At 65.7% G+C, this 15,011-nt stretch carries 16 protein-coding genes; 7 read left to right on the forward strand and 9 right to left on the reverse strand.

Annotated features, from left to right (window positions below; translation table 11 throughout):
• The 3 genes from BN4332_RS23960 to BN4332_RS23970 all read left to right on the forward strand — a co-directional run.
• On the forward strand, nt 1-1,770 hold a 1,770-nt coding region (locus BN4332_RS23960; RefSeq protein ID WP_066901985.1), incomplete at its 5' end, for an ABC transporter ATP-binding protein.
• Nucleotides 1,767-3,503, forward strand: a complete 1,737-nt coding sequence (locus BN4332_RS23965; protein ID WP_066901986.1) for an ABC transporter ATP-binding protein — start codon at nt 1,767-1,769, stop codon at nt 3,501-3,503. The genes BN4332_RS23960 and BN4332_RS23965, both read left to right, overlap by 4 nt.
• 219 nt (nt 3,504-3,722) lie before the next feature.
• Complete coding sequence (locus BN4332_RS23970) at nt 3,723-4,214, forward strand: hypothetical protein (protein WP_066901987.1); 492 nt, start codon at nt 3,723-3,725, stop codon at nt 4,212-4,214.
• Between the two features lie 2 nt (nt 4,215-4,216).
• Here the strand turns inward: BN4332_RS23970 and BN4332_RS23975 are convergent, their stop codons facing one another.
• From BN4332_RS23975 to BN4332_RS24000, 6 genes are all read right to left on the reverse strand, one after another.
• Complete coding sequence (locus BN4332_RS23975; protein ID WP_220096865.1) at nt 4,217-4,891, reverse strand: hypothetical protein; 675 nt, start codon at nt 4,889-4,891, stop codon at nt 4,217-4,219.
• A gap of 350 nt (nt 4,892-5,241) precedes the next feature.
• The gene (locus BN4332_RS33340; protein ID WP_160110924.1) at nt 5,242-5,448 is read right to left on the reverse strand and encodes a hypothetical protein; all 207 of its coding nucleotides are present in this window, start codon (nt 5,446-5,448) and stop codon (nt 5,242-5,244) included.
• A 41-nt stretch (nt 5,449-5,489) separates the two neighbouring features.
• On the reverse strand, nt 5,490-6,068 hold the full coding sequence (locus tag BN4332_RS23985; protein ID WP_066901990.1) for a hypothetical protein: 579 nt from the start codon (nt 6,066-6,068) through the stop codon (nt 5,490-5,492).
• Nucleotides 6,068-7,264 carry a type VII secretion target gene (locus tag BN4332_RS23990; RefSeq protein WP_074133169.1) on the reverse strand — a complete coding sequence of 399 codons (1,197 nt, stop codon included), beginning with the start codon at nt 7,262-7,264 and terminating at the stop codon, nt 6,068-6,070. The genes BN4332_RS23985 and BN4332_RS23990 overlap by 1 nt, the downstream gene beginning before the upstream one ends.
• Nucleotides 7,261-7,776, reverse strand: coding sequence for a WXG100 family type VII secretion target (locus tag BN4332_RS23995; protein ID WP_066901991.1), 516 nt, complete (start codon nt 7,774-7,776; stop codon nt 7,261-7,263). The genes BN4332_RS23990 and BN4332_RS23995 overlap by 4 nt, the downstream gene beginning before the upstream one ends.
• A 139-nt stretch (nt 7,777-7,915) precedes the next feature.
• Nucleotides 7,916-9,178 (reverse strand): amidohydrolase family protein, encoded by a 1,263-nt coding sequence (locus BN4332_RS24000; RefSeq protein WP_066901992.1) that lies wholly within the window; start codon nt 9,176-9,178, stop codon nt 7,916-7,918.
• 50 nt (nt 9,179-9,228) lie between these two features.
• Between BN4332_RS24000 and BN4332_RS24005 the strand changes: the two genes are divergently transcribed.
• Nucleotides 9,229-10,065, forward strand: a complete 837-nt coding sequence (locus BN4332_RS24005) for an AraC family transcriptional regulator (protein WP_074133170.1) — start codon at nt 9,229-9,231, stop codon at nt 10,063-10,065.
• Here BN4332_RS24005 and BN4332_RS24010 read toward each other — a convergent pair.
• Entirely contained in the window at nt 10,062-10,721 is a 660-nt protein-coding gene (locus BN4332_RS24010) for an O-methyltransferase (RefSeq protein ID WP_066901994.1), read from the reverse strand. The two genes, BN4332_RS24005 and BN4332_RS24010, sit on opposite strands and share 4 nt — an antisense overlap.
• 56 nt (nt 10,722-10,777) lie before the next feature.
• On the opposite strand from BN4332_RS24010, the gene BN4332_RS24015 reads away from it, so the two are divergent.
• The 3 genes from BN4332_RS24015 (at nt 10,778) to BN4332_RS24025 (ending at nt 12,885) form a co-directional block, all read left to right on the forward strand.
• Nucleotides 10,778-11,440 carry a histidine phosphatase family protein gene (locus BN4332_RS24015; RefSeq protein ID WP_435405175.1) on the forward strand — a complete coding sequence of 221 codons (663 nt, stop codon included), beginning with the start codon at nt 10,778-10,780 and terminating at the stop codon, nt 11,438-11,440.
• 142 nt (nt 11,441-11,582) lie between these two features.
• The gene (locus tag BN4332_RS24020; RefSeq protein WP_066901996.1) at nt 11,583-11,885 is read left to right on the forward strand and encodes a hypothetical protein; all 303 of its coding nucleotides are present in this window, start codon (nt 11,583-11,585) and stop codon (nt 11,883-11,885) included.
• 103 nt (nt 11,886-11,988) lie between these two features.
• Nucleotides 11,989-12,885, forward strand: a complete 897-nt coding sequence (locus tag BN4332_RS24025; protein ID WP_066901997.1) for a DMT family transporter — start codon at nt 11,989-11,991, stop codon at nt 12,883-12,885.
• On the opposite strand, the gene BN4332_RS24030 is transcribed toward BN4332_RS24025, so the two are convergent.
• Together BN4332_RS24030 and BN4332_RS24035 are read right to left on the reverse strand one after the other, a co-directional pair.
• Nucleotides 12,875-14,026, reverse strand: a complete 1,152-nt coding sequence (locus BN4332_RS24030; RefSeq protein ID WP_084459398.1) for an MCE family protein — start codon at nt 14,024-14,026, stop codon at nt 12,875-12,877. The genes BN4332_RS24025 and BN4332_RS24030 overlap by 11 nt on opposite strands.
• Nucleotides 14,027-14,269: 243 nt before the next feature.
• Nucleotides 14,270-14,977, reverse strand: a complete 708-nt coding sequence (locus tag BN4332_RS24035; RefSeq protein ID WP_066901998.1) for an SDR family NAD(P)-dependent oxidoreductase — start codon at nt 14,975-14,977, stop codon at nt 14,270-14,272.
• Nucleotides 14,978-15,011: the final 34 nt, after the last annotated feature.

The raw sequence follows: 15,011 nt of genomic DNA on the forward strand, positions 1-15,011 counted from the left end.
GCCGCCGCCGCCGCGCGGGGCACGTGGCGAGCCCAGGGTGCGGGACGGCTGCTGGCACCGCTGAAAACCCCACTGATCGTGTCGGGCGTGCTGCAGGCGATCATCACCCTGATCCAGCTCGCTCCCTTCGTGCTGCTCGTCGAGCTGGCCCGGCTTTTGTTGACCGGTGCCGAGGAATCTCGGTTGTGGACACTGGGTTTGACCGCGGTCTGGTTGCTGGGCCTGGGTGCGCTGCTGGGTGCGGGTCTGACGTTGTGGCTGCATCGTCTCGATGCCCAATTCGCCCGTGAGCTGCGGACCCGGCTGTTGACCAAGATGTCGAAGCTGCCGCTGGGCTGGTTCACCGCCCGCGGCTCGGGCTCGATCAAGCAACTGGTGCAGGACGACACCCTGTCGCTGCACTACCTGGTGACCCACGCGATCCCGGATGCCGTTGCGGCCGTGGTCGCCCCGGTCGCCGTGTTGGTCTACCTGTTCACCGTCGACTGGCGGCTGGCGCTGGTGCTGTTCATCCCGGTGCTCACCTACCTGGTGCTCATGTCGGTGATGACCATCCAGTCGGGCGCCAAGATCGGTCAGGCGCAACGCTGGGCCGACCGGATGAGCGGCGAGGCGGGCGCGTACCTCGAGGGCCAACCCGTGGTGCGCGTGTTCGGCGGGGCCGCGTCGTCGAGCTTCCGTCGCCGCCTCGACGAGTACATCGGCTTCCTGGTCGCCTGGCAGCGTCCCTTCACCGGCAAGAAATCGGCGATGGACCTGGTCACCCGGCCCGGTACCTTCCTGTGGCTGATCGCCGTCGTCGGCACCCCGATGATCATCGGTGGATCGATGGATCCCGTCGACCTGCTGCCGTTCCTGTTGCTGGGCACCACCTTCGGCGTCCGGCTGCTGGGTGTCGGCTATGGGCTGGGCGGGATCCGCGGTGGCATGCTGGCCGCCCGTCGCATCCAGAACGCGCTCGACGAGGCCGACCTCGCCGTGCGCGAAGAGTCCGGTGCGGCCGGCGAGAGCGGCGCCGTGGTGTTCGACGGCGTCACCTTCGGCTACCGGCCGAGCGTCCCGGTGATCCAGGACGTCTCGTTCACCCTGCGCCCCGGCACCGTGACCGCACTCGTCGGCCCCTCTGGCTCGGGTAAATCCACCCTGGCCGCGCTGCTGGCACGCTTCCATGACGTCGACTCCGGATCGATCACGCTGGGCGGCAAGGACATCCGATCACTGTCGGCCGATGAGCTGTACCGCAAGATCGGCTTCGTGCTGCAGGAGACGCAGCTGGTGGCCGGTACCGTCGCCGAGAACATCGCGCTGGCCGATCCCGAGGCCGGGATGGACCGCATCGAGCAGGCCGCCCGCGACGCCCAGATCCACGACCGCATCATGCGGCTGCCCGACGGGTATCAGACGGTGCTCGGCGCGTCGTCGGCATTGTCCGGCGGCGAACGTCAACGGCTCACCATCGCCAGGGCCATCCTGGCCGACACCCCGGTGCTGATCCTGGACGAGGCCACGGCCTTCGCCGATCCGGAATCGGAATACCTTGTGCAACAAGCACTCAACCGACTGACCAAGGATCGGACCTTGCTGGTGATCGCGCACCGGCTGCACACCATCACCCACGCCGACCAGATCGTCGTGCTCGACGGCGGGCGCATCGCCGAAACCGGCACCCACGAAGAACTGCTGGCCGCCGGCGGGCGGTACCACCAGCTCTGGCAGACCGGCCAGTCGCTGCGCCCCGGCGACACCGTCACCGCAGGAGAAGCCCGATGATCCGCACCCTGATCGCTCTCATCCCGGCCGACCGCCGAGGCCGGGTCGGCGCGTATGCCGCGCTCACCCTGGTCTCGGTGCTCATCCGCGCGGCAGGCACGGTGCTGCTGGTGCCCCTGCTGGCGGCGCTGTTCAGCGATGCCCCACGCGATGCCCTGCCCTGGCTGGGCTGGCTCACCGCCGCGACCGTCGCCGGCTGGATCGTCGACACCACGACCTCGAGGCTCGGGTTCGATCTGGGCTTCGCCCTGCTGGATCACACTCAGCACGATGTCGCCGACCGGCTGCCGGGCATCCGGATGGACTGGTTGAGCGGCGCCAACGGGGCGAACACCGCCAACGCCCGTCAGGCGATCGCGGCCACCGGCCCTGAACTGGTCGGCATGGTGGTCAACCTGCTGACCCCGTTGATCGGGGCGATCCTGCTGCCCGCGGCCATCGCGTTTGCGCTGCTGTTCATTTCGGTACCCCTGGGACTGGCCGCCCTGGCCGGGGTGGTGGTGCTGCTCGGCGCGCTGTGGACGTCGGGCCGGCTCAGCCGCAAGGCCGATACGGTGGCCGACGAGACCAATCGGGCGTTCACCGAACGCATCATCGAATTCGCCCGCACCCAGCAGGCCCTGCGGGCGGCCCGGCGGGTGGAGCCGGCCCGCAGCATGGTCGGTGACGCGCTGAGCGCCCAGCACGGGGCCAGCATGCGCCTTCTGCTGATGCAGGTGCCGGGGCAATTGCTGTTCAGCCTGGCCAGCCAACTGGCCCTGTTGATCCTGGCCGGCATGACCACGTGGCTGACCGTGCGCGGCACCCTCGGCGCACCCGAGGCGATCGCATTGATTGTCGTGGCCGCCCGGTACCTCGAGCCGTTCACCGCGCTGGCGGAGTTGGCTCCGGCGATCGAGACGACCCGGGCGTCGCTCGGCCGGATCCGGGCCGTGCTCGACGCCCCGATGATGACGTCGGGCACCGTGAAGCTGAGCGGTAATGCCGCGCCGCGAATCGAATTCGACGGCGTGACCTTCGGCTACGGCGCCACCCCGGTGCTGCAGGACGTCAACTTCGTCCTGGAGCCCGGCGGCACCACGGCGATCGTCGGTCCGTCCGGTTCGGGGAAGAGCACGATCCTGTCGCTGATCGCCGGGCTGCACCAACCGACGGCGGGCCGGGTGCTGATCGACGGTGTCGACACCGCCGAGATGGATGCCGAAACCCGCAGGGCGGTAACCAGTGTGGTGTTCCAGCATCCCTATCTGTTCGACGGCACGATCCGGGAGAACATTCTGGTCGGCGATCCGGGTGCCGATGCCGAGCAGCTGGCCACCGCGGCGCGGCTGGCCCGCGTGGACGAGCTGACCGGCCGGTTGCCCGACGGCGACGGCGCCAAGGTCGGCGAGGCGGGCACGGCGCTGTCCGGCGGTGAACGACAGCGGGTCAGCATCGCCCGGGCACTGGTCAAACCGGCACCGGTGCTGTTGGTGGACGAGGCGACCAGCGCGCTGGACACCGAGAACGAGGCCGCGGTGGTCGACGCCCTCACCGCCGACGAGCGATCCCGAACCCGTGTCATCGTCGCGCATCGGCTCGCCAGCATCCGGCACGCCGACCGGGTCCTGTTCCTCGACGGCGGGCGCATCGTCGAAGACGGCAGCATCGACGAATTGCTCGCCGCGCGTGGGCGGTTTGACGAGTTCTGGAATCAGCAGCGCGAAGCCGCCGATTGGCAGATCACGCACTAGCTAATCGCCAGATTGGCGCCCGCATGCCCGCCGATTGTCACGCTGGAGTGTCTACCGAGCTCGAGAGCCACTCTGGCGTGACATTGGGCGGCGCGGTGGCCGCCAGCCAGCTGCTTGCGAGCCGATCGGCTACTTGTCGCCGACCTACTGTAACTATTACAGTTGGTCGTCCCGGAATGACTTTGGGGTGCCGGGCGAATCTGCTGGGAGGGCGCTGCGATGAAGAACGACAAGGGCGGTGGCACCATGACATACCGCATGCACGTGATCGCCGGAGGCGCAGCGGAGTTGGCGGCCAACGCTGGCGGACTGATCGTCGACCGGGTGATGAGCGGTTGGCGGGTGACGGTAGGGCTCCTCGACGGCGCCGATTCCCGCGCGGTGCGGATACTGGGCGCCGAGCTGGTCGATGCGGCGATGCCACCGGGCCGCCCGGACGAGGAACAATGTGTACTGGTCATGGGCGCCGATGCGCATGCCCGGGCGATCTCCGGTGATGGCCACGAGTTTCCGGCCGGATATGTCGAGGCTCTGCTCTGGGGTGAATCTCCTGAACCGCCTCACCTCTACGGCCACAATCTCAGCGCGGCGGCGCGGGCCTTCAAGGCCCAGGCGGTTACCGCCGCCGGCCTTACAGTCCACGAGGTGACCGGTGCCGAGACGTTCACGTCGATGAATGCGAAAGCCATCGGCATCAGTCTCCGCGCCTGACCTCAGTTCTTCTGTGCGCAGGTGGTCAGGAGCGTTTTCCCGTCTTGTTCGGCGACCTGGGCGGAGTCGAGCCAGCCGAATCCCGGGAACCAATAGGTGTTCTTGGAATGTCGGGCGGATTCGGCGACGACGGTGGTGAGGTCCATTTGGGTGGTCCAGAACGTGGCACCGGGCTTTATCACGCGCAGAAGCGCTGATTGAGCTGTGCGCCAGTCAAATCCGTTGGGAAGAGGCCGGGCGATGTGAAACCCGGGGTAGGGCCCGGTGGCCGTAAGGTTCTCGAACGGGATGCTGTTGGAGGGATCGGCGGTCAGGACGAGGTCGGCCTGGCCTGGCTGAAATGTCAGGATTACGTTTCGCACCGGGCCGCAGTAAGGGCCGGGCCAAATACGTAGCGCGCCATCGGTGACGCGGGCGCCGAAGATCCTTGGTGGACCGGGGTCTACATCTGGGTCGGGCTCGCAGAGTGTCAGAAGGGTTTTACCGTTCTTGGCGGCGACTTCGGCGGGGTCGAGCCAGCCGAAGCCGTCGAACCAGTACCTGCCCGGGTTCTGCGCGGACCCATCGATCGCTTCGGCGAGATCGGTCTGGCCGGGCCATGAATTCGGCGGGCCGTCCAGCGATATCAACAGAGTCTTGGCCGTCTGCCAGTCGAAGCCGGGCGGTAATGCATGCACTACGTCGAAACCCAGATACGGCTCACTGAGCGTGAGGTACTCGACCTGAACTCCGGGATCCGGTGCGATGTCATCGCGGGATGCCCCTGGCGGAGGGTTGACCTGAAGCGATCTGCCAGGTGTTTGCAGCCGCAGTGTTTCGGCGGCGTCGGGTGATGTCTTGAACATCAGATTGATCGAGGTGGTGCCGATACAGGGCGACCCGGTCCAGATGCGTAGTTTCCCATCGGTGACGCGAACACCGAATGCTACGGGAAGTTCCGGACCGAGGTACCGCCGGTGATGCGGGTCGCAGCCGCAGATCGCCACAAGCAACATGAGTGCGACTGCGCCGACGGTCAGTCGAGTTCTCATCGATAACCACCGTCCGCGGCACCGGCATTGCTCTCGAACGGGTTGAGTTGTTTGGTAATCGACTCGTCCGCCATCTTCTGCGCGTACTGATTTGCTATTTCCTGATGGCCGAGATCCGCCCACTGTTCAGAGCGGCGCTCTTCATGGTGCAAAAGCCGGTCCAGGTCTAGAGCGCCAGGCCGATCGCTGGTCCCATTAGGCATCAGCCTCTGCGCTTGAACTCGGTCCTTCCGTGCGCAGGTGGTCAGGAAGGGTCGGGTGTGCATAACGTCAGGAAAGTCTTGCCATTTTGGGCCACGACATCGGTTGGGGTCAGCCAACCGACGCCCTGGAACCAGTAGGCGTCAGTGGGGTGCTGCGCGGACTCGGCGAGCACGTTCGTGAGATCGGTTGACGTTCCCCAGGCGGTGGGTGGGCCCTCAATGCCGACGAAGAGAGATTTCGTGCGCTGCCAATCGAAATCGAGCGGCAGTGCCTTCGTGATCTCGAGGCCGGGGTACGGTCCGCCGACCGTGATGTACTCGACCGCGACGCCTGGGTCTAGCCCTTGGGCCGCGTCCGTGCCGGTAGCCGGGGACGTCTGCCTCAGTGCGGTTGCGGGCGTTCTGAGTTGCAGCGTCGCCTCGCTGTCGCGGGACATATCGAAAGTGAGATCGACACCCGTCGTGCCGTTGCACGGCGAACCTGTCCAGATCCGTAGTTTTCCGTCCGTCACACGAACTCCGAAACTTGGGTCCAGCGAAGGCTTTCCCAGCGGGTCACAGCCGCAAACAGCGAGTAACGTCATGAGCACGATGAGTATCGCGCTGGTCTGGCGGATCATTAGTGATAACCCCCGTCGGAGGCACCGGCATTGTCCTCGAACGGGTTGCGACTACCGGTAACTTGCTCCTCCAGCATCTTCTGCCCGTACTGCTCGACGAAATTTTTGAAGCCGAGATGAGCCCACTGCTGGGAATGGCGCTCCTCGTGATGCAAGATCCGATCAAGATCGAGTGCGCCCCTGAACGGTCGGTCATCGCCGTCGTACCACATACGACCCGAACTGATGATTGTGCGGAGTTGTTCCGCAGGATCCTCGGGGTCATCGATGTTCACCAGAAAAACATCGCCGTACGTGGAACCGCCTTGTTGGCTCAGCGGATCTTCGATCAAGTTGCCGCCCAATCCCATCAACATGCCATTCGGTGTAGAGGTGAGGCGTCCGGTGAAGTGTTCGGCAGCCGCGTAGCTCCATCCATTCGTGTTCTGCCTGTCGATGATGCGCTGTACCTCTTCCGCTGTGTATGGCGTTTCGGCGAAGTCGTTTTCATCGGGACCGCTCGGATTCCTGATCTTTGGATCTGAACTGCCGTAGCCAGTTCCAGCATTGAGGATGTATGTCATGAGAACTGCCTTTTTGGCGTCCTCAGCGCTGACACCCTTCGGCAGCAGAAAGTAAGTCTTGTCGTCGCTGACATCCGCTGTGCCGTTGTCGTCGGTGACCCGCTCCATGCCCTTGAGCACATCGAAGCTCTGGGGGGTGATGTTGTGGCGCCGCGCGATCTCGACGATGACCTCAGGTGGGACGTCATTGCTTGCGGCATTGGCCAGCCACTCCCGGTAGAAACCCTGGGATGGCCCTTCGAGCAATCCGGCTTCGTGTAGGGCGTCCTCATAATCGTTGACAGGGTCGTACCCAGGTTCGCCCGGATCGTCGCCGACCCGTATCTCTTCTTCTTCCGGTGGGTCGAACTCGATGCGCTCGGCGGCCTCGCTGTCACCGCGCTCATAAAGCGCCGCCGCGGAATCCAGTTTTCCGGAAAACACCGATGCGGCGTCACCGAGAGTTTGTGCATGCCGGAGAAACGCGTCGCCGACTTCGCGGCAAGCCGACCCAGAATCCAGCCCTGACACCGGTGCGGCCGCTGCCGCCAAGGCTGGTCCGGCGCCGTCGTTGAAGAAGCCGCTGGCCAGGTCGGCCAAATCGGACGCGGTGGAGCGCATCGACTCGACAGTCACCTTCAGAGGCGGGGTCACGTCAGCTCCCACCCGACCTTGCGCACCTGGTAGGCGGTGTCGCGGTCGGCAGCCTCGAACTGGGCGAGCTTCAGCTTGATGTCACACTCGACCGGGATACGCCGGGATTCCACGATGAGTGCGTTCACATCCGTCAGCGAGGCGTACCACGAAAGCCAAAGACCGGGCTTGACCGATCCGGTGTCGCCGACATCCCACCATGCCTCGGCGGAATCGATGGCAGCCTTGAGGCTGCTACGGAGTTCGGTGAGCTCTTTGCCACCGCTCGCGAGCGGTGTAGCCACCTCGTAGAGCTTGTCTCGGTATGCCACTTGATCTTCGAACATCTCGCGGCCTTGTTTCTGGGCGGCGTCGGCAGCGGTGCCAATCCAATCGTCCTTCAGCTCGGCGAACTTGCCTCTGACCTCCTCGATCTGGGAATTGACGCGCCGCGCTCCCTCTTGGGCCTGATGAGACGCAGCAAGCAATGCCTCGGGGTTGGACCCCAGCACCTGCGACACCGTGTACGACACGTGACGCCCCCTCGTTCGCGTGAGTAGTCACATTGTCACCCACCGAACGGCACCGCTGGAGCGCCAAATCGGTTGACTCTGCGCTCGGGGCATCGCGTGCTCGAACTTTCGCGCCCCCAACGCAGAGTCAACGGCGAAGTCAGGCCTCGGCGAGCTGCTTCTGCTGGTAGAGCCGGGCCCACTCGGCGCGCGGCCGGATCGAGGTGTCGACATCGGTGGCCTTGGCGCGCAGTGCGCCGACGGTGGCCTGATCCCGGGCGGTGTGCTGGAACGGATCCCAGCTGAAGAACCGCGCCGAGTTCTCCCAGGTGATCTTGTTGATGTCGGAATCGCTTGCGCCGGCGGCATTCAGCTCGGCCAGCACCTGCTCGGGCGCGTCGGGCCAGAAGCAGTCGCTGTGCGGGTAGTCGCATTCCCAGGCGATGTTGTCGATGCCGATCTCGTGGCGCAGCTTGAGCGAGGTCTTGTCGGTCACGTAGCAGGCCAGTGAGTGCTCGCGGAACACGTCGCTGGGCAGCTTGTCGCCGAAGTCGCGGCGCAGCCACTTCTGGTTGGTGTAGTGCCGGTCGCTGCGATCCAGATAGAAAGGGATCCAACCGATTCCGCCCTCGGAGAAGGCGAACTTCAGATCGGGATAGTTGCGCATCGCCGGGCCCCATAGCAGGTCCTGGGCGCACATCGCCGATACCTGGGTGGCCAGGATGATCAGGTTGTCGATCGGCGCGTCCTTTGCCATCGAGATCGCGCCGAATCCGGTGCCGATGTGCAGGCACATCACCACGTTCTCCTCGGACAGGGTGCGGAACACCGGGCCCCAGTAATCCTCGTCGAAGTAGCTCGGAAGTCCTTCCAGATGAGGAAGTTCCGGCATGGTGACGGCGCGGCAGCCCTTGGCGGCGACCCGGCGGATCTCGCGGCACATGGCCTCGGGGTTCCAGGTCGGCAGGATCGCGATCGGGATGAAGCGTCCGGGCGCCGACCCGGCCCACTCGTCGATGTGCCAGTCGTTGTAGGCCGACACCATCACCAGGGTGGCCTCTTCACGGTGCATGTTGAGATGCCGCGCGGAGAACCCGGTGAAGGTCGGGAAACACATCGAGGCCAAGATGCCGTTGCGGTTCATGTCGCGGACACGCTCGTGCGCGTCGTAGACGCCGGGACGCATCTCGGCGAATCCGGCCGGATCCCGGCCCCACTCCTCGGCGGGCCACGATACGACGGCGTTGAGGCCGGACACCCCTTGCGGACGGCCCTGGTACATCCACTGGTCGACGCCCTTGTCGTCGGTGACGACGATGGGGGCCTCGTCCTTGTACTTGGCCGGCACATGCCGCAGGAACATGTCCGGCGGTTCGACGACGTGGTCGTCGATGCTGATGAGGATCAGGTCGTCGGTCTTCATATCGCTCCTCGCGTGCGCACCTGCATACCCAAGTAGTACCGTCTGGCAGCGTGACCGTCTCTGCACTTTCGGACAGAGGTTTGACCCAATCGGCCAACGTGTCGCGTCCGGTGATCGAGCTGCGCCGTGGGGGTCAGGCGCTGGCCGGCAGCTACCTCTACGAGGGCGACGGGCTGATCACCGGATGGCATTCGCACGAGGTGCACCAGATCGAATACGCCCTGCACGGCGTGGTCGAGGTGGAGACCGATGCCGCGCATTACCTGCTGCCGCCGCAACAGGCCGCCTGGATTCCGGCCGGTCTGCAGCACCAGGCGGTGATGAATCCCGACGTCAAGACCGTCGCGGTGATGTTCGATGCGCAGCTGATCGCGGATCCGGGGGACCGGGCCAGGATCATCGCGGTCTCCCCGCTGATCCGGGAGATGATGATCTACGGGCTGCGCTGGCCGATCGACCGGGCGCAAGGCGACGACACCTCGGACGCGTTCTTCCGGACCCTGGCCAACCTCGTCGTCGAGGCGCTGGATCACGAGGCACCGCTGAGCCTGCCGACCACGGAGCATCCGATCGTCGCGGCGGCCCTGGCCTACACCAAGGAGCACCTTGCTTCGGTGACCGCCGACGACGTGAGCCGGGAGGTGGCGGTATCCGACCGGACGCTGCGCCGCCTGTTCGCCGAGACGATCGGGATCTCTTGGCGCACATACCTTTTACATGCCCGCATGCTGCGGGCCATGGCGCTGCTGGCCGGCCCTGGCCAATCGGTGCAGGCGACCGCGACGGCGGTGGGCTTCGAGAACCTGAGCTCGTTCACCCGGTGCTTCACCCAGTTCTGCGGTCAGACCCCGTCGGCGTACCGGTCACGCGCCCGGGAGGAACACTAGGCGCGGCAGCTGAGCTCCATGCTGTCGCTGTCGCGGGCCAGGAAGTTCACGCTCACGTACCCGTTCGACGGTTCCCGGACCCGATCCAGGTACGGCTGGGTGTCGGCCATCGACGTGTTGTCAGCGACCACGAGCGCACCGGTGGTCAGCTGCGGCTCCAGGAGCTCGAGCACAGGAAGGTAGAGCTCCTTCCATCCGTCGAGAAGGACGAACCCGATGTCTCCGGTCACCGACTTCAGCGTTTCCAACGCATCGCCTTCGAGCACGGTGATCACGTCGTCCAGCCCGGTCTCGGCGAAGGTTTGTTTGGCCGCCGCGATCTTGGTGGCGCTGAGTTCGGTGGTGAAGACCCGTCCTGACCCGTTGTCGCGCACCGCCGATGCCAGGTGCAGCGCCGAGAGCCCGAAAGACATCCCGAACTCGACCACGACCGCGGGCTTGGTGGCGCGAACCAGGGAGTACAACAGGCGGCCCGCTTCCGGCGTCACCGGCATGTAGATGTCGCTGAGCGCATCCGCGCGTTCCTGCGCGGTGGCATTCGACAAATCGGCGAATCGGCGGGAGCCGTCCTCGCGCATTTTCGCGAACTGTTCGGCGGATGCGGTGTACATCCGATCAAGGGCCCGTGCGACCCTGTCATCGTTAAGGGTAGTCATGCTAATGAAACTACGCGGAGAGGCTGAGGATAGGTCGGCTACAAATCTTGTGCGCGGTGATCGCGCTCGTCGTCGCGACCCTGCTGGCCCCGACGGCGGCCGCGGGCGGCTACCGCTCCATCACCCTGACCTTCGTCCGGCATGCCCAGTCGGCGGGTAATGCCTCGGGTCTGATCGACAGCTCGACCCCCGGCCCGCAGCTCACCGAACTCGGCCGAAGCCAGGCCGTCACCAGTGCGCAGCGGTTGTCGCCCAACCGCTACGACGGCATCTTCGCCTCGACCATGATCCGCACGCAGCAGACCGCCCAGCCCATGGCCGACACCCTGGGCGAGCCCGTCACTGTCCTGCCGGGCCTGCACGAGGTTGAGGCAGGCATCTACGAGGGCCAGCCGGAAGCGAGCGCGGCCCAGTACTTCGCCGCGCCCGAGCAGTGGTTGCGCGGCGACCGCAATGCCCGGATCCCCGGATCGATCGACGGCAACGAGTTCGACAGCCGGTTCGACGGGGCGGTCCAGCAGATCTACGACAGTGGTGATGACAATCCGGTCGCGTATTCGCATGGGGCCGCGATCATGTTGTGGGTGCAGATGAATGTGGCCAATCCGAATCCGCAATTGCTGATGGACCACCCGCTGAACAACACCGGCTACGTGGTGATCAAGGGCAACCCGACGGACGGCTGGACCCTGACCGACTGGGACGGCGCCGGAAACTAGCCGCCGACAGGGGGCCAATGTGATCCGCCGGTCATAAACTGTCGGCATGCGGCGCCGATCACGTCTGGGGCGCGCCGCGGCCGAGCGCGGTTACTGTGAGCCATGGCATCGGAGATTGGAGCGGGGCTATGAGGTTTCTGCCATGAGGTTTCGAGTGTTGCCATACGTGACCGTCGAGGTGGACGACCGGATACGGCTTCGGGTGCGCCGCGCCGGGGATCGGCTCCGGATCAACCTCAGGGCTTACCTCCGCAGCGCCGCCGATGAGGTCGAAACCGCCAGCGGCCGCGTCCGCGACCTGTGCGACAAAACGGTGAACCGCGTCGACCTGGCTGTGGCGAGCGTCAACGACAAGATCGCCCCCGACCCCGCCCCCGATGCCGCTCCGACACGACCCGCAGGGTCGTCCGACGAGCCTCCGAAGCGGCATCTGCAGGTCGTGTAACCCGGAGCGGCGCGATACCCGCCGGCGCTCTACGGTTGGAGGGCACTGGCCTTCTCCCCTCCAGAGGCGGCCGACACACTGGCCCGAAAGGGGTTGACGAGGCTTGCTCGGCAACAGTCTTGCGGTGCTGTTCGCCCTCTGCGCAGCGGTTTTCGCGGCTGTCGGCATTGTGGTGCGGCAGCGCGCCACGATGGACGTACCGCCCGAGAAGGGCGTCAGCACGGTCATGCTGCGCACCCTGCTACGCCGGAGGCTCTGGTGGGCGGGCACGGCGGCGGCGGTCGCCGGATACGTGTTCCAGGCGCTGGCACTCGGTTACGGTTCGCTGTTGCTGGTCCAGCCGGTACTGGTGTCGGCGCTGCTGTTCGCGCTCCCGCTCAGCGCCCGCTTGGCCAACCGGCGGGTCAGCCGCGCCGAATGGGTGTGGGCGCTACTGCTGACCGGGGCGCTCACCGTGTTCGTCGCTCTGGCCAGGGCCACCACCGGAACCTATGCGGTATCGGTTACCACCACCGTCACCGTCGCGGTGGTGTGCGCGGCGGCGGTCACCCTGTGCGTGCTGGCGGCCACCCGCAGCACCAACTGGCGCCGGGCGGTGCTGCTGGCCCTCGCGGTCGGCGTCATGTTCGGTGTGGTCGCGGTGCTCACCAAGATCGTGATGCACACAATCACCGAAAACAGCGTGCTCGTCGCGCTGACCACGCCCGCCCTGTACCTCGTGGTGATGCTCGGTGTGGTGGCGACGCTGCTGCAGCAGTCGGCGTTCCACGCCGGATCGCTGCAGACCTCGGTGCCGACCATGCTCGTGCTCGAACCCGTGGTGGCGGTGGTGCTGGGTTCCGTCGTGCTCGGCGAGCACCTGTCGATCACCGGATGGGAGCCGGTGGCGCTGTCGGTGGCCGTCGGCGCCATGGCCGCCGCCACCATCGCGCTCGGCCGCGACGAGGGCGCCTACGAGGAGAAGCTCGAGGCCGAACTGGAATCCAAGGTCACGGGTTGATGGTGTGCTCGCCGATCTGGCGGCCCCACACGTACTCGGTGACCAGCGGCTGACCGAGCTCGAAGTGGTTGTAGGGCGCGATCGAGGCACCGGTGTCCATCACCAAATACGGAGCCGGCCACAGATCCTTGGTGATCGGCTGCCAGCAGCCCGGCCGGCCCTCGGGCCCGCCGGTGGCATTCACGCGCGGCAGGTTGTCGGGGTATACCCAGGCGTTGGGCGCGCCGACCAGGAAGTTCTGCAGCTCGAAGCCGTAGCCGTTGCGGGTCTGCTGGGCGAACTTCGGCGCCGCCTCGGCGTAGTTGTGGATCATGCAGTACAGCGCGGGACTGTTGCGGTCGAGCATCGCGCTGACCGGAAGCAGATCCTGGTTGCCGCGGACCAGGTAGGGGCCACCGCGTTCGAAGATGTCGCCGCCGGTGTTGCCGAAGCCGACCGCGGCCACCAGGGCCTGGTCCAGGTTGCCGCGCTGCTCGTTGAGGGTGCGGGCGGTGGTGACGGCGTTGGTCAGCCCGTCGAACAGATCGGGGCCGGCGTTCGCGTAGAGCTCCCCGAGGTCGGCCAGGCCGGCGATGTCGCGCCGGATCTCGGGCATGCGGCCGTTGAGGTCGGCCAGGATGGTGTTGCCGTTGACGATCGACTCACCGAACTTGCTGCCGAGGCCGTCGAGCGCCTGCGCCGTGGCGGTCAGGGTCTGGTTCAGCTTGATCGGGTCGATCTGTTCGGAGATCGCGGTGATGGTCTCGAACAGTGTGTTGAACTCCGTCGTCACGCCGGTGGCGTGAATCGGCGTGGAGGGCGACACCCGCGCCGCCGAGGGATGCTCGGGCGCGGTGAACGAGATGTACTTGTTGCCGAACACCGTGGTGGCCCGCAGCTCAGCGGTCACGTTCTCCGGAATCAGCTTCAGGTACTGCGGCTTGATGTCGAGCGTCAGCTCGGCCTGGGAATCGCCGTCGGTGTCCACCACGTCCACGGCCTTCAGCCGGCCGATCGGCACGCCGTTGAACGTGACCTTCGAACCCGGGTCCATCGACAGGCCCGAGCGGTTGGACAGCACGGTCAGCTGCGTCTTTTCCTCGAACGCCCCGCGGAACTGCAGCCACGTCAACGCCAGCACCGCGACGAGTGCGATGACCATGCCCGCGCATGCGGTCTTGTACGGCGGGTCGTACCGCCAGTGCTTGAACCGCTCACCGGCGCGGTCCCGCAGTGTCGCGGTGGATCCGGCCACGCGCAAACCTCCGAATTATTGACGCAGCCAAAACTAAAAGGTCTGAAAACTTTCCCAAACAACCAGAGATAAGTGCAACTATCAGGGCCCCGGTGCGTCGAAAATCAAACCGCCGGCACCGGGAGACCTTCGTCACAGCGTAAGTGCTGATCAGGTATTACGGCCGCCGTTCACGCCGATGATCTGACCGGTGATATAGCCGGCCTCCTCGGAAATCAGGAATGCACAGGTGGCCGCAATGTCGTCGGGTTTACCCATTCGGCGCACCGGAGTGGCATTGATGGTGTCTTGAATATCGCCGAGTTCGCCCCGAGATTCCGCGGCGCGCAGCATCGGGGTGTCGATGAAGCCGGGCGGCACCGCGTTGACGGTGATCCCGGCCGGACCGAACTCCAGCGCCAGCGATTTGGTCAGCCCGTTCACCGCGGACTTGGCCGAGACGTAGTGGCTCATGAACGGCACACCCGAATGGGTGCTCGACGAGGAGATGTTGACGATGCGGCCCCAGCCCGCGTCGATCATGTCGGGCAGGGCGGCCTGCACCACATGGAACACTCCGTTGAGGTTGACGTCGATTACCCGCTGCCAGTCTTCGAAGGTGATGTCGGTGAACGGCTTGAACCCGCTCAGCCCGGCGGCGTTGACCAGGATGGTCACCGGCCCCAGTTGTTCGCGGACGGTCTTGAACACCGCATCCACCTGGGCCCGGTCGGTGACGTCGGCGGCGTAGGAGTGAGCGTCGTCCGTCGCCGTGAGGTCGAGAGTGGCCACCTGATAGCCGTCGGCGGCCAGTCGCTCGGCGACGGCCTTGCCGATTCCGGATGCGCCCCCGGTGACCAGGGCGGTCTTGACTGTCATCTCATTCCTTTCGGTAAGAGCCTGAATCGCAATA

The organism is Mycolicibacterium houstonense (assembly GCF_900078665.2).
Lineage (GTDB): Bacteria > Actinomycetota > Actinomycetes > Mycobacteriales > Mycobacteriaceae > Mycobacterium > Mycobacterium houstonense.